This window comes from Sulfurovum xiamenensis (assembly GCF_030347995.1).
Lineage (GTDB): Bacteria > Campylobacterota > Campylobacteria > Campylobacterales > Sulfurovaceae > Sulfurovum > Sulfurovum xiamenensis.
This window is the reverse complement of record NZ_JAQIBC010000001.1, coordinates 239,125-253,334: the sequence shown is the minus strand read 5'-3', so window position 1 is coordinate 253,334 and position 14,210 is coordinate 239,125. Positions and strand designations below refer to the sequence as shown.

Here is a 14,210-nt window from a genome sequence, read left to right as displayed (position 1 = left end):
TACCTTATAAAACCTTCTATATAAAATATGTTAGATTATAAGGTTTTAAAAATTTATTAAAATTGGCTTTTTAACAATCTTAATAATATTTTTCTATTCCTAAATGATCAAGTAATCCAAGCCATAAGTCGATTAAAGCTATTCCTAATATTGTCGTTACTCCAATACTCGCTAAAAGAACTAGTGAAAAATAAGCCAACTTTGTATTTTTACTTTTCTCAGTCAAAGTATGGATAATAAACGGAATAATAACCATAATAATTGGTAACCTGAAAGCAGGACTAAACGCCGAAGCTTGTCCTTCAATTATATAACTTAAAGAAATTAGACCAAATATTATAACCGATGTTATCATTCCTAATAGTATTTCTTTTAATCCGATTTGTTTATCTAGAATATATATAAATATTCTTATAAAGGATATTACAGATATTATTAGGACCCCTGCTAAAAATAATATAATTATCATTCCCATATTATCATTCCTCTTTTTTTAACCTTTAAGGTTTTAGTTTTTAGTCCTTTTAACAATAAAAACTTCTTCTATTACAATATTTTAGTGCAAAGAGTATATCAGAAATATTTTGTTTTCAAAACCTTATAAAATATATAACTTTATTAGGTTTTGAATCTCAATGTTTATACTTTTTGTATGGCAATATGTCATACTTATCATATTCTTTTTTATACTTCGATAGAATGTTATTAAAACTATGGGGTTTATGTGCGATACTTGCTTTTATTTTTATTGCCACTATTAATTTTTTCCAAACCTTTTAAAGTAGCCACTTATAATGTGGAAAACCTTTTTGATGCAGAGTATGTCGGTACGGAGTATGATGACTACACGGTAAAACATAATTGGACACAACGTATGGTGGACATCAAACTGAACCATACTGCTGAGGTCATCTGTGATCTTGATGCAGATATACTGGGGCTTCAGGAAGTAGAGAATGCTCATATACTTCAACAGCTGATGACCCGGTTAAAGAGAGTAGGATGCCCCTATAGATATTCGGCAATCACTCATAAAAAGAATGCATCTATTCAGGTGGCTCTTTTATCTCGTTATCCTATAAAAAGACAAAGTGACATTGAGGTGAGTGTGGCTGCAGGTGTGAGAAATATATTGGAAGTGGAGGTAGATATAAAAGGGAAACCCTTAACATTGTTTGTGAACCATTGGAAATCCAAGGCCTATCAAGGGTATGAGAGTAAACGTATCAAGTATGCGAAGGCTTTGCAGTCTCGTATCGCAAAGATGCCAGAGACAAAAGAGTATATCATATTGGGAGATTTTAACAGTGATCATAATGTTTATCTAACTTTAGAGAATAAGATCAACGACACGCATGGTAAAACAGCATTCAATGATGTGCTGAAAACCAAAGTAGGTGACTATCTCGTCGAAGAAGACGAAATGGTAAAAGCAGATAAAGGGGTGCATTATACATTGTGGAAGGAGTTACCGGTTGATCAGCGTTGGAGCCATAAGTTTTATGGAAAAAAATCCAGTTTGGATCAGATCGTACTTCCCAAACAGATGTTTGACAAGAAGGGTGTAGATTATGTCAACAACTCTTTTAAAGTTTTTAAGAGATCGTATCTTTTTACAAAGAAAGGGTACATCAACAAGTGGGAGTATAAAAATGGTAAACACAGGGCAAAAGGATATTCTGACCATTTACCTGTGTATGCCTATTTTGATACAGCGCCTTATATCGCTGAAAAGAAAAAAAGAAATGTACAAAAAGTAGAGATAAGGAGTATTGAGGATCTCTATACTATAGAAGCATTGGAAGGGAAGATCAAACTTGAAAATGTCGTAGTGGTATTAAAAAGAGGTCGTAGTGCCGTAGTGAAACAGAGTATACATGGACGAGGTATTTACTTATACGGTTGTGCAGACAGATTGGAAGAGGGGCATAGGTATGATCTTCTTGTAGAGGGTATCAAAACATATCACGGATTAAAAGAGATCACCCATGCCTATAGAGTCAAAGACAATGGTGCTGTAGATAATGAACAATATATGCTGAGTAGTGATACATTTATGTCAAAAAAGATACAACAGAACGAAGTGCTTAAAGGGATCTCAGGTATGTATAAAAATAATTTTTTGTATGTCAATGAGAAAAAGGTTCCAGTCTATTTTAAAAAGAAGAAACTTGCCCCTGAAAATGGTAGTCGTCTAAAGATACACTATGCACATCTTGGTTATTATAAGAAGCTACAAGTAGTGATATACACTAAAAAAGATTTTGAGGTATGGGAGTAAATATGGCATATTATAGTTGGATCTTGGCATTTCACGTGATGAGCTTTGTCTCTTGGATGGCGATGTTGTTTTATCTGCCGAGATTGTTTATCTATCATCGTGAAAATGCTGATACGAAAGCATTTACAGATATTGTGGAGATACAAGAGTATAAACTCTTTAAATATATAGGTGTGCCGGCTATGTGGGCAACGATCATCTCCGGTGCGTTTATGCTTTATCTGAATTCAGGCATTTTCTCAAGTGGCGGATGGATGCATGCCAAATTGCTGCTTCTTGCGTTTCTTATAGCCTATCACTTCTCTTTAGAGAGTATTCGAAGAACACTGATCGATGATCCACACTATAAAAGCAGCAAATACTTCAGGATCTATAATGAAATACCGACCCTGCTTATGATATTTATTGTGATTATGGTAGTAGTTAAGCCCTTTTAATGCATTTGTGTTATAATCAATCACTATAATCTTGAGTATATACCAAAGCTTTAGTGCGTACCATCAGAGAGCTTTTAACCTCTCTTCAAAAATATATTAGAAAAGGAGAATAGTATGCAATTACCAGCTATCTCATTACCAAAAGTAGAATTTCCGTTTGATATCCCTGTTTTATGGCACCCTGTGGTAGACCATTTCGTGATCGCTCTACCAGTTGTGATCCTCTTGTTGGAGCTCGTCAATTTAGTGTTGAGAAAGAAAGCAATCAGCGGTATGTCTTTCTTTTTGATTCTTTTCACTGTGTTCGCAGCGATTGGCGCATATTTTACAGGACTGGTGGATGGAAGCGAAGCTTACCCTACATTGAATGATGCGGCTAAAGAAGCTCTTGCTGCGCACAAAAATTTAGGGACCTACCTGATGTTGGCCTCAGGGGTTCTTTTACTTTTCAAATTAATCTCCATGCTTACAGATAAAAGTATTATAAGAGTCATATATATCTTCATTCTTATCGTATTTGTTGCAGGTATTTTTGAACAAGGTGAAGAGGGTGGAGAACTTGTGTACAAACATGGGCTAAATGTTGCACAAGTTAAAGTACTCGATGATGAACTCTTTGATGTGCAAGAAGAACTTGATGAAACGATAGAAGAACTCGAAGAGATGAAAGCTTCAGTAGAAACAGAGAAAGAAGAGAACATAGAAACAAACACTACTCAGACTGAAGCAGAAACAGCTGTAGAGACTACGCCTGTTGAAACTATTACTGAAAGTGTTGAAACTGAAGTGAAAAAAGAAGTGGAAACACTACAAGTAGAAGGCATGCCAGAAGAGATGGTACAACCGGAAATTGCTACACATTAAGTAGCCATCTTTTATCTTATGATCCGCCATCTCCGGCGGGTGTATACTCTATTTCATAACGCTCATCATCCACTTTTGTTTCCAGATTTGATAGATACTTTGCCATCTCTATGGTTTGATTTTGATCAAGTGCTTTGGCAAATGATACCATGATCGTACCAAAAGCAGAACGGGTCTTTCCCTTTTGTAGATCTTTAAGTCTTCTCAATAATACCTCTTCCCTTACCCCTTGCAGTCTGGGGGATGCACCCATACCTTCTCCATACATTCCATGACATCCATTGCATCCATTTTGCAGGTAGAGTGCTTCCATTTCGTTATTCGCATGAGAAAAGCATAATATGGCGGTAAAAATAAAGAGTTTCTTCAAAAGGTATATCCTTGCTGTATTGTTATGACATTCTAACAAAAAATTGTAGATAGAAAAAGAAAAGGGTCATCCATAGACAATTCTTGAGAGATAAAGTCCTTCCGGAGGAGCAAGTTTGGTGGTATGTTTTTTTTGGCATGTGAGTTGTTCTTGAAGTTGTGTGATACTCATATCCCCCCTGGCACAACGCATCGCCGCATCCACCATCATACGTACCTGAGAGCGTAAAAAGCCATTGGCTTGAAAATAGATAAAGTGATATCCGTTACGTTCGACATAATCGGTACGATAGATCTTCCGGATAGTAGTATGTGTAATCGTACCTGTCTTATGAAAGAAATTAAAATCATGTTCGCCCTCAAATATTTTGAGTGCATTGATCAATAGAGCAGGATCGAATGCTTCATAATATGAAATATATTTATGTTCAAAAACAGAAGGTTTGTGTGTTTTAAATACATAACGGTAGACTCTTTTTTTCGCACTGAAACGTGCATGAAAATCATTGGCTGCAACCGAGATATGTTTGAAAGAGATATCCGTCAATTTTCGGTTTAAATTATGTTTGAGTTTCTCCAGATCGCTCCAGAAATCCGGTAGGTCAAAGTGTATGACCTGACCGGTAGCATGTACGCCGGCATCTGTTCTTCCACTTCCAACGATAGGTGAATCTATCTGTAAAGAGGCAAGTGCCTTCTCTATAGCAGCAGTAATGGTCATTTTGGTAGATTTTTGTTTTTGAAAGCCCTGATAGTGACTTCCATCATAACTGATCACAGCTTTTACACGCATAGAAAGCCCCTTAGAAGTACTTGGCTACACGTTTTTTAAAGAGCCATTGACCTAGTATGGTAACAGCACTGATAGTAAGGACCAAGATAAGAGGATTTCCCCATTTTTCTAAAGACGACGCGATGACATAGAAGAACAGTGTCGTGACAAAGATGATAAGAAATGAACGGTTTTGTTGATAACGAGGATTAATCATGGTAAAAGAAGCAACAAGATAGACTGAAAGCAAAGGAATAAGGCTTGTGAAAACATAAAATAGGATTCTATGCATTACCTTCTCTCTGCTTTCTTTCCCTTCACTCCAATAGGAGAGGATACTTTGAAATTGAAATCCTTGGCTTTTAGACCTGTCAAAAACTTCCATGGTTTCATATTCTGCCTGTTGTAATTTTGTTTTTGCATAGGTATATCCATATCCCTTATGCAGAAGTAGAGAAGTCAGATTTTCATTGTTATTGATGTGACCTGTTTGAGATGAAAAGAACTGTTCATCTGCTTTATTTGTACGGTTATAGATGACAATATCATGAAAAGTATCCCCTGTTTTCTCTTTGACATACATATAATAGTCTCCAAATTTTTGACCCAGTTCACCAGGAATGATGTTCAGTTTTGCTTCATTTTTTTTCTCTTCTTTGAAGGCTTTATAGAATTGTTTACTCAATGGCATAGCTAGAAAAGAGATACTGGCCAATAGGAGTGAAAAAAGAAGACCGAGCAGCAGCAGACTGCTGAGTATCTTTTTTGCTTTCAGTCCGAGTGCATAGAGGGCAATAAGTTCATTGCCCTGAGAGAGATTGATCAGTACATTTGCCAAGGCGGCGACAAAAGAGAGGGGTATCGTATAAAAAATAATTTCTGGTATAGAATAACTGTAAAGGAGGATCAATTCTGCAAAACTGATCTGTATTTTGGAGGTCAGTGCTGATATTTTGACAAAAAATACGAGAGATATAATAATGAAAAATGGCAGGAATATCATCAAAAATGACTTGGTAAAGTTTGATGATATATAGCCTTTGACATTAACCATAAATGATTGTTTCCAAGAGTTGTGTGGCTTGTACATCATAGAGATATACAATAAAGGTAGCTAAAGCTAAGAAAGGTACGAAAGGTACGCCTTTATCTCTCCATATCAGTGCAGGGATCATGGCTAACAGGGCAGAGAGGAAGAGTGCAACAAAAAAGTTTGGGAATCCAAGCAGTGCACCCATGGTTCCAGCAACAATGACATCTGCACCACCCATCGCTTGTTTTCTTGCGATCAGTGATGAGAGCAGGCCTATCAGGTAAAGTCCACCCGCAGCAATGCTTGCATAGAGAAGTGCCATCAGAAATCCAGGTTGTACAAGGGCAAAAATGAGTGCTGCAAAGTTTACATTGTCCGGGACTGCCATATATTTGAAATCTATCATCACAAGCGCAAGCAGTGCGGCAAATGAAGCAGCAATAAAAGGCAGGTACCAGACCAATCCTAGTTTGAAATAGAGTGCTATAAAAATAATACCTGTCAGGAATTCAACGATCGGGTACTGTGCAGATATCTTCTCTTTACAAAAACCGCATTTACCACACAGGACTATCCATGAAAAGAGAGGGATATTATGATACCACTTAAGCGGGGTTTGGCAGCTTTGGCATTTGGATGCGGGGAAAACAATACTTTCACCTTTTGGTATACGGTAGATGACTACATTCAAAAAAGATCCTATCATAATGCCAAATATAAAAACCAGGATGCCTGTCACTGTTTCTATCATTTAATACCTCCAAAACGTCTATTACGTTGTTCAAAATTTTCTATAATTTTCTGCAACTCTTTACTTGAAAAATCAGGCCAGAGTGTAGGGGTGAAATAGAGTTCACTATAAGAGATCTGCCACAACAGGAAGTTGGAAATACGTTCTTCCCCACTGGTACGGATCAGCAGATCTATATCGCTGTACGGTGTCTGCAATGCTCCAGAGATATCCTCTTCTGTTACACTTGTCTTACCTTCTGCAATAAGGCTATTGACCGCAGAGGTTATTTCTGCACGACCACCGTAATTTAATGCAAGCACCTGTGTAAGACTGGTATTGTTTTTGGTGAGTTCTTCCGTTGTTTTAATACGATCCTGTAAAGACTTACTAAAGGCTTCAATATTGCCAATAGCTTGAAAACGGATATTATGTGATTGATAAGTTTCCAGTTCTTTTTGGAGATATCGGTTAAGCAGTTTCATGAGGTATTCCACCTCAAGTTTAGGACGTTTCCAGTTTTCGGTACTAAAAGCGTAAAATGTAGCGGTCTCTATACTTGGGTGTTTCGCGCAGTACATCGTAATATCACGAATGATTTCTGCCCCTGCTTCATGTCCTTTGGTACGTTTCAGACCACGCTCTTTTGCCCATCTTCCATTACCATCCATAATGATAGCAAGATGTTTTATTGTATTTTCAGACATTAGTCTCTTCTTCATTGATAAGTTTTTTGGATTCATCTAGTATCTTAGTAGAGAGCGTGAGTTTATCTGCACGACCTAGAGAAACTTGTGTTTCCTTGGTAATAAAGGTGATTTCATTTTCATTACCACCAAAGCTTTTGGCATCTTTTAAAAGGTTGTAGCACACTGCATCCACACCTTTCTTTTCTAAAAGGTCTATGGCATTGTTTAATCCTTCCTGTGTATCCATTTCAGCTTTAAATCCCACCGTTTTGATAGCATTTTTGTCGATCGAAGCCAGTACATCAGTAGTCTGCTTGAGTTCAATATTCCACGTATCGCCAAGCATGGATTTTTTTAGTTTACCACTTTGCGGTGCTTTAGGTGTAAAGTCTGCAACCGCTGCTACCATAAAAAGATAAGGTATTTTCATCTTGTGGCTGCTTTCTGCTGTGACTTTTTGAATAGCGTGCTGCGTGGACTCTAAAATATCTTGTGCATCGTTAGCTTCTATGGTTGTAATGGCAGAGGGCAGGTCATCGAATCCCATCGTAGAGATATACGAAACATCTGCACCTCTCAAATAGAGTGCGACAGAGAGTGCTTTGGCCATTTTCCCTGATGAGAAGTTTGATATATAGCGTACTTCATCCAGCTTTTCTCGCGTACCTCCACCTGTCACGATGACAGATCTGTTTTCCCAAAATGGATCACGATATAGTGCTTTGGCGACTTCAAAAAATACCTCAGTCGGTTCTGCCAGTGCACCAGATCCCACATCTCCACAGGCAAGGAGTTTATCCTGGGGATTGATCATCGTATAATTATTCTCCTGTAAAAAGGCAAGGGCATTACAGGTAGCAGTTTTTGCTAGCATCTGTGTATTGGCTGCAGGAGCGATGAGAATCTTATCTTTAAATGCCAATGCCGTTTGCGTTAAAATATTATCCGCGATACCCTGTGCAATTTTGTTAATGGTATTAGCTGTGGCTGGGGCGATAACAAACACATCACACTTTTTACCCAACTCTATATGATTGAGCTCACTGGCCCAAGATTCACTCTTCTCTGTTAACACAGGATTACGTGTCAGGGCCTCAAATGTGAGTGCAGAGACAAAACGCTCGGCAGAGGGGCTCATGGCTACATGTACCTCTGCACCTGCTTTGACAAATAGGCGGGCGATCTCACAGGCCTTATAGGCAGAGATACTGCCAGTAACGCCTAAGAGTATTGATTTACCCGTTAGATCAATTTGCATATTATTTGTCTCCGAAAAATTTATAAAAGAAATTTTTCACCGTTCTTAGCGGTGCTCTAGAGATGGCAAGCTCACCTTGTGCAACGTTTTTGTTGATGGTACTTCCTGCTGCTATCATCACATCATCTTCTATGGTCACCGGTGCGACAAGTTGTGTATCAGAACCCACAAAGACATTTTTACCGATCTTGGTTGGGTATTTGTTCTTTCCATCGTAATTACAGGTAATGACACCTGCACCGATGTTCGTACCTGCATCTATAGTTGCATCACCCATGTAGGAGAGGTGTCCGGCTTTGACTCCTGTCAGTGTGGATTTTTTTACTTCAACAAAGTTACCGATATGTGTATCAATGAGTGTTGAATGCGGCCTTACCCTTCCCATAGGACCGACATCGGAATTCTCTATATGTGCATCTTCTATGACAGAGTGCGTTTTAATATGTGAAGCAATAATATACGCAGCACCCTGGATGCTGACACCATTTTCCAAGATACACTCACCTTCAAAAGTGGCACGTGAATCAATGTAAATGGTCTCAGGCAAACGCATAGAGACACCGGCTTTCATCCACTCTGTTTTGATACGTCTTTGCATGATCTCTTCTGCATGTGCCAGATCGAGCTTGGAATTCACCCCTTTGAACTCCTCTTCATCCACCATGACAGGGTGGACGATCTTCCCCTCATCTACTGCCATCTTGATGATATCTGTTAGGTAGTACTCTTTTTGGGCATTGTCGTTATTGAGATGCGGGATGTAGCGTTCCAGTAATTCTTTTTTGACGCAGTAGACACCTGCGTTGACAGTCTGTATCTCTTTTTGTGCAGGAATGCAGTCCTTTTCTTCTACGATCTCCACGACATTACCTTGGTTGATGACGACACGTCCATAGCCCGTAGGATTGTCCAGTTTGATCACAGACATATTGATGTCAGCATCTCCCTGCATCAGTGATTCCAGTGCAGACATCGTGACGAGCGGCATATCACCATTGAGTATCAATGCTTTAGAGTGTTTGACCGTGACACCTTTCATAGCCCCACCCGTACCTGGAAACTGTACGGCATCCTGCATGTGAAAATGTATACCGCTGTAGTATGCCTCTATGGTTTCTTGGATCCGTTCCGCTTGATGGTAGAGTACCACAGTGATATCATCAGAGATCTTCTGTGCGGCATCAATGGCATGGAAGAGCATAGGTTTTCCGGAGATTTCATGAAGTACTTTGGGGGTCGTGGACTTCATTCTTGTACCTTGACCTGCTGCGAGTATGACAACACTTATAGACATTTTGGACCTTTTGGGTAAAATTACGAAATTATAATATTATTGTGATTATATCCAATGCAAATTAAAGGTATGAAGTTTGAATTGTAAACATTTTGGAAGTTGTGGTTCCTGCGGACTCTATGAGATAGGCTATGAGGAACAATTAAAGCAGAAACAGCAGTGGGTTTCCGGGCTTTTGGAGCCTTTTTATCAGGGTGACTTAGAGGTTTTTAATTCGCCTTCCGACCATTATAGGGCCCGAGCAGAGTTCCGTATCTGGCATGAGGGTGAGAGATGTGATTATGCCATGGGGAACATCGAGAAAAATGGTGCGATCACTGTAGAAGAGTGTCCCAAAGTCATCGAAGCTATAGAAAAACGTATGTGGAAGCTGCTTGAAAAGATCAATGCATCGACAGATGTGTTGAAGCAGCGTCTTTTTGCCGTGGAATTTTTGGCAACGACTACCGATGAATGTCTTATCACGATGTTGTATCACAGAAGACTTGATGATGTGTGGAGTGCTGAGGCCAAGAAACTTGAAGCAGAACTTAACTGTAAGATCATGGGGCGTAGCCGTAAACAAAAAGTGATCCTTTCGAATGAATTCGTTACAGAAACGTTGGATATAGAGGGTCAAACATTCACTTATGTACAGTATGAAAGCGGTTTTACCCAGCCAAACCCTGCTGTGAATGTCAAAATGATTGCGTGGTCCATTAAGCAAGCCAAAACGGTAGGGTATGGGGATTTCTTAGAGAGTTACTGCGGTCTGGGGAACTTCACACTGCCTCTCTCTCATTACTTTGATAGAGTATTGGCCACAGAGATCAGTAAACGATCCATTCATGCAGCACTGGAGAATTGTGCGCTCAACGCTATTGACAATATCACTTTTGCAAGACTAGCATCAGAAGAGATGACAGAAGCTTTGAATGGGGTAAGAGAGTTTTCCAGACTGAAAGGGATAGATCTGAAAAGTTATAACTTCAGTACGGTTTTGGTAGATCCGCCAAGAGCAGGATTGGATGAGGGGACCATAGCGCTTATTTCAAATATAGAAAATATTATCTATATCTCATGTAACCCTGAAACACTTGCAAGAGATCTTGCAACACTGACCAAAACACATGATGTGATTGAAGCAGCGATGTTTGATCAGTTCCCACATACGGAGCATGTGGAGAGTGGTGTATTTTTGAAGAAGAGATCAGTGTGATTCAAGGTGCACGATCTAGGTTGTCGTAGAGAGCAGCCTTGATGAGGATGGCGTATTTGCCTTTGAAGCTTGTCTTTTCAGTAATAAGCTCTTGATCTATCTTATGCATATGCTTTTTCTTACGGTAGGTAATGATCATGCCATCTGGATGCTTTTTTATGAACTTAGAGATCTTTTGTTTACCTGATAAGACGATGATAGGATCATGGAGTCTTCCTAAAAAATGAAACTGATCATGGTATTTTTTATCTTGTGCTACTGGTATACCTTTTTGTTGCAACGATGATATTTTTCGTGAAAAGTCCGAAATATCTTGTGCGGCTAAAAAATTGTGAATGGAAAAATGTACGGCAAAAACAGCCACTATGATACTTAATGCCATAGCCTTTATGGCATTGTGTTGCAGATTGAAATGCTTTTTTAACAGATAGAATCCAAGAACGAACAGTAAAAATGCCGACTGCAGAAAAGCAGTGTGATCCACAGGAAATGTGATGGATTTTGGTGCAACAAAAGGTGCAATGGCAAATACTATAGCAAAGAAAAGGTAGGTATACCCTAGAGACTTTGTATAGCCTTTCATGTCAGGATCAGTAGTCGTGAGAACCCTTGAAGCAAAGAGGGAAAATGCAGCGATTTCGGGTAAGATATAATGCACCTGTTTGCCGCTGATAAATGAAAATATCAGCAGTGCAAAGAACATCCAGATCAACAGCATTTTCAACCCGTGATCCATCGTGATCTGTTTGAATGAAGTATAGAATGCCTTATGGAACGACCATGGGAAAAGGAGTAATGGTAATAGAGCAAGATACCACCAAATAGCTCTTTGGTGTGCAAAAGAGTTGACCATCCTATCGGCTGTCTGCCCCCAAAAAATAGCATGTTGATAGGCTTCACCACCTGCGATACCTGCAGGGATCGCCCAGCAAAGTGCAATGACAACACCCCCTAAAAATGCTAAGGAAAATTTAAGATATACACGTTTATCTATTTTTTGAGCATTCCAATAGGATGCCAGTATTAAGAGTGGAAGCAAGTGGACTAAAATAACCGGTCCTTTGGTCAGTATGCCAAAGCCAAATGAAAGTGAGATAAGACCAAAGGAGAGAGGGGTCTGTTTTTGTATAGCCTGTACGATACCCAAAACACCGAGAAATACCCAAAATGTCAATATGATATCAAACATAAACAGTGAATTGTAAAAAGTAAATATCAAGGTACCTGCCAAGATCAAAAGGGTGTTCTGGGCACCTTGAAGATCTTCTTTCCAGAGTGCAAGATAGAGTCTATAGGCCAGTACCAGTGTCCCAAAACCAAATAACATAGGTATGAAACGTACAGTGGTTTCATTCACACCAAAAAGTGACCAGTTCAAATGCACCAACCAAAATATAAATGGAGGTTTGTGGTGGTAAGGTTCACCATTGAGCAGTGGAACCAAAAAGGAGCTTTTATCCCACATCTCCCATGCGACACTTAGATAACGTGTTTCATCGATGATCCAAATAGGACGAAAATAGATGCCGATAGCTGCCACCAGGATAAGTATGAAAAAGGGAATGGAGAGATGTTTTATCATGACTTGTACTTTTTTCCTTCAGTAGAGATAGAGATAAAATACATATCGTTTTAACTTTTTGAGATAGAATGAACTCTGTCTTGAGTCTAAAACGTATGATGGTGTATGTGACGAAAAGTATATCCTTATTCTCTTTAACATCATTCTCAATGGTTGAAATTTTATCTCTATCCTATGTGAAGATCCATAAAAATCCTCCATAAAAGTAGTAAATATATATGCCTGGAAAATCATTGAGAGCTTTTATATTATAGTACGTTATAATATTGGGAATCTACATTAAAAAACATATGGAAATAGTATGATATGAAAAGTAACTATAGAATGAGTATCATTGTACCTGTCTACAATGAAGTGGACAATCTAGATAGGATAGAGGCTGTTTTTACAGAATATTTTGCTCACAGTGAGACCAAAAGTAAGGTCATATTTGTCGATGACGGCTCTACGGATGGCAGTTTTGAGAAAATAATGGAAATTTGTAAAAAAGATGATTTCAGCTATATAAAATTCGATAAAAACTATGGATTGAGTACGGCTATTAAAGCAGGGATTGATGTGTGTGATACAGAGCTTGTCGGGTATATCGATGCAGATCTGCAAACCACACCGTTTGATTTTGATCTACTCCTTGAAGAGATAGACCAGTATGAGGCAGTTATTGGATTTAGGGGTAAACGAAAAGATACGTTAAGTAAGAAAGTACAGTCCTCTTTTGCCAACTCTATCAGACGTGCCTTGATCGATGATGGCGTGATCGATACCGGATGCCCTCTGAAGGTCATGAAAACTGATGTGGCAAAAAAAATACCTTTTTTTGACGGGATGCATCGTTTTATTCCTGCTCTGATCAAACTTCAAGGCGGTCAGATACAGCAAAAAAGCGTTCAACATTTTGAACGAACGGCAGGGGTATCAAAATTTAATATCTTTAATCGTTCCATTAAGCCTCTTCAGGATGCCTTTGCCTACCGCTGGATGAAAAGCAGATATATTACCTATAAAGTTGAAGAAAGTAATCCTAGTGTATGAGTAGTGGATGGCTCTCGTATGGACTCTTTGTCTATGTTATAGGATTCAGTGCACAAATTCTTTTTTCGGCACGTCTTCTTGTACAATGGATACAGTCAGAAAAAGTGAAAAAAGTACTCACCCCGGAACTCTTTTGGGAATTGAGCCTTATGGCCTCTTTTTTATTATTTGTATATGGGTGGTTACGTGATGACTTTGCTATCATGTTGGGACAGTCAATCACCTATTTTATCTATATAAGAAATATGCAGCTTCAAGGATCTTGGAGAAAGATCCCTTATTTTTTACAAATCTTTTTATGGTTTTTCCCTCTATTTATTGTTCTTTATGCCTATAACAATAACGTGATCGATATGCATCGTCTCTTTAAAAATGAGGATATCCCTTTGTTTCTTTTACTCTGGGGAAGCATCGGACAAATTCTTTTTACGTTTAGATTTGTTTACCAGTGGATCTACTCAGAACGTATGAAAATATCTCATCTCCCACTTGGTTTTTGGATGTTAAGTCTGACCGGTTCATTCATGATATTAAGTTATGCCATTTTCAGAAAAGATCCTGTTTTGCTTCTAGGACAACTTTTTGGGTTTATCATTTATACCCGCAATATTATGATAGGACTCAAAAATAGTAATAAAGAGTGAAGTGAAGTCTTAAACAGAGATAGAGGA

The 14,210-nt window shown here is 38.6% G+C and carries 15 protein-coding genes; 6 read left to right on the top strand and 9 right to left on the bottom strand.

Features of this window, described 5'->3' with window-relative positions:
- Positions 1–79: 79 nt before the first annotated feature.
- A complete protein-coding gene (locus tag PF327_RS01340) occupies positions 80–475 on the bottom strand; it encodes a hypothetical protein (RefSeq protein ID WP_289401000.1) in 396 nt (131 codons plus the stop codon).
- A gap of 249 nt (positions 476–724) precedes the next feature.
- Between PF327_RS01340 and PF327_RS01335 the strand changes: the two genes are divergently transcribed.
- From PF327_RS01335 to PF327_RS01325, 3 genes are all read left to right on the top strand, one after another.
- Positions 725–2,281, top strand: coding sequence for an endonuclease/exonuclease/phosphatase family protein (locus PF327_RS01335; protein WP_289400999.1), 1,557 nt, complete (start codon positions 725–727; stop codon positions 2,279–2,281).
- A 2-nt stretch (positions 2,282–2,283) separates the two neighbouring features.
- Entirely contained in the window at positions 2,284–2,718 is a 435-nt protein-coding gene (hemJ, locus tag PF327_RS01330) for a protoporphyrinogen oxidase HemJ (RefSeq protein WP_038000202.1), read from the top strand.
- A gap of 114 nt (positions 2,719–2,832) precedes the next feature.
- Positions 2,833–3,582 carry a DUF2231 domain-containing protein gene (locus PF327_RS01325; RefSeq protein ID WP_289400998.1) on the top strand — a complete coding sequence of 250 codons (750 nt, stop codon included), beginning with the start codon at positions 2,833–2,835 and terminating at the stop codon, positions 3,580–3,582.
- A 16-nt stretch (positions 3,583–3,598) separates the two neighbouring features.
- Here the strand turns inward: PF327_RS01325 and PF327_RS01320 are convergent, their stop codons facing one another.
- The 7 genes from PF327_RS01320 to glmU all read right to left on the bottom strand — a co-directional run bounded on the left by PF327_RS01320 (position 3,599) and on the right by glmU (position 9,727).
- Entirely contained in the window at positions 3,599–3,952 is a 354-nt protein-coding gene (locus PF327_RS01320) for a c-type cytochrome (protein ID WP_008244019.1), read from the bottom strand.
- Positions 3,953–4,018: 66 nt separating this feature from the next.
- The gene (gene truA / locus PF327_RS01315; protein ID WP_289400997.1) at positions 4,019–4,744 is read right to left on the bottom strand and encodes a tRNA pseudouridine(38-40) synthase TruA; all 726 of its coding nucleotides are present in this window, start codon (positions 4,742–4,744) and stop codon (positions 4,019–4,021) included.
- A gap of 10 nt (positions 4,745–4,754) precedes the next feature.
- Positions 4,755–5,777 (bottom strand): LptF/LptG family permease, encoded by a 1,023-nt coding sequence (locus PF327_RS01310; protein WP_289400996.1) that lies wholly within the window; start codon positions 5,775–5,777, stop codon positions 4,755–4,757.
- Complete coding sequence (locus PF327_RS01305) at positions 5,770–6,507, bottom strand: prepilin peptidase (protein ID WP_289400995.1); 738 nt, start codon at positions 6,505–6,507, stop codon at positions 5,770–5,772. The genes PF327_RS01310 and PF327_RS01305 overlap by 8 nt, the downstream gene beginning before the upstream one ends.
- A complete protein-coding gene (locus PF327_RS01300; RefSeq protein ID WP_008244011.1) occupies positions 6,504–7,193 on the bottom strand; it encodes a di-trans,poly-cis-decaprenylcistransferase in 690 nt (229 codons plus the stop codon). Before PF327_RS01300 ends, PF327_RS01305 begins: the two co-directional genes overlap by 4 nt.
- Positions 7,186–8,433 carry a bifunctional phosphopantothenoylcysteine decarboxylase/phosphopantothenate--cysteine ligase CoaBC gene (gene coaBC / locus PF327_RS01295; RefSeq protein WP_289400993.1) on the bottom strand — a complete coding sequence of 416 codons (1,248 nt, stop codon included), beginning with the start codon at positions 8,431–8,433 and terminating at the stop codon, positions 7,186–7,188. Before coaBC ends, PF327_RS01300 begins: the two co-directional genes overlap by 8 nt.
- A 1-nt stretch (position 8,434) precedes the next feature.
- On the bottom strand, positions 8,435–9,727 hold the full coding sequence (gene glmU / locus PF327_RS01290; RefSeq protein WP_289400992.1) for a bifunctional UDP-N-acetylglucosamine diphosphorylase/glucosamine-1-phosphate N-acetyltransferase GlmU: 1,293 nt from the start codon (positions 9,725–9,727) through the stop codon (positions 8,435–8,437).
- 76 nt (positions 9,728–9,803) lie between these two features.
- Here glmU and trmA point away from each other — a divergent pair, with 76 nt between their 5' ends.
- Complete coding sequence (gene trmA / locus PF327_RS01285; RefSeq protein WP_289400991.1) at positions 9,804–10,925, top strand: tRNA (uridine(54)-C5)-methyltransferase TrmA; 1,122 nt, start codon at positions 9,804–9,806, stop codon at positions 10,923–10,925.
- 1 nt (position 10,926) lies between these two features.
- Here the strand turns inward: trmA and PF327_RS01280 are convergent, their stop codons facing one another.
- Positions 10,927–12,507, bottom strand: a complete 1,581-nt coding sequence (locus tag PF327_RS01280) for an ArnT family glycosyltransferase (RefSeq protein ID WP_289400990.1) — start codon at positions 12,505–12,507, stop codon at positions 10,927–10,929.
- 306 nt (positions 12,508–12,813) lie between these two features.
- On the opposite strand from PF327_RS01280, the gene PF327_RS01275 reads away from it, so the two are divergent.
- Together PF327_RS01275 and PF327_RS01270 are read left to right on the top strand one after the other, a co-directional pair.
- A complete protein-coding gene (locus tag PF327_RS01275) occupies positions 12,814–13,539 on the top strand; it encodes a glycosyltransferase (RefSeq protein ID WP_289400989.1) in 726 nt (241 codons plus the stop codon).
- A complete protein-coding gene (locus tag PF327_RS01270; protein ID WP_008243994.1) occupies positions 13,536–14,183 on the top strand; it encodes a lipid-A-disaccharide synthase N-terminal domain-containing protein in 648 nt (215 codons plus the stop codon). The genes PF327_RS01275 and PF327_RS01270 overlap by 4 nt, the downstream gene beginning before the upstream one ends.
- The last annotated feature ends 27 nt before the right edge of the window (positions 14,184–14,210 follow it).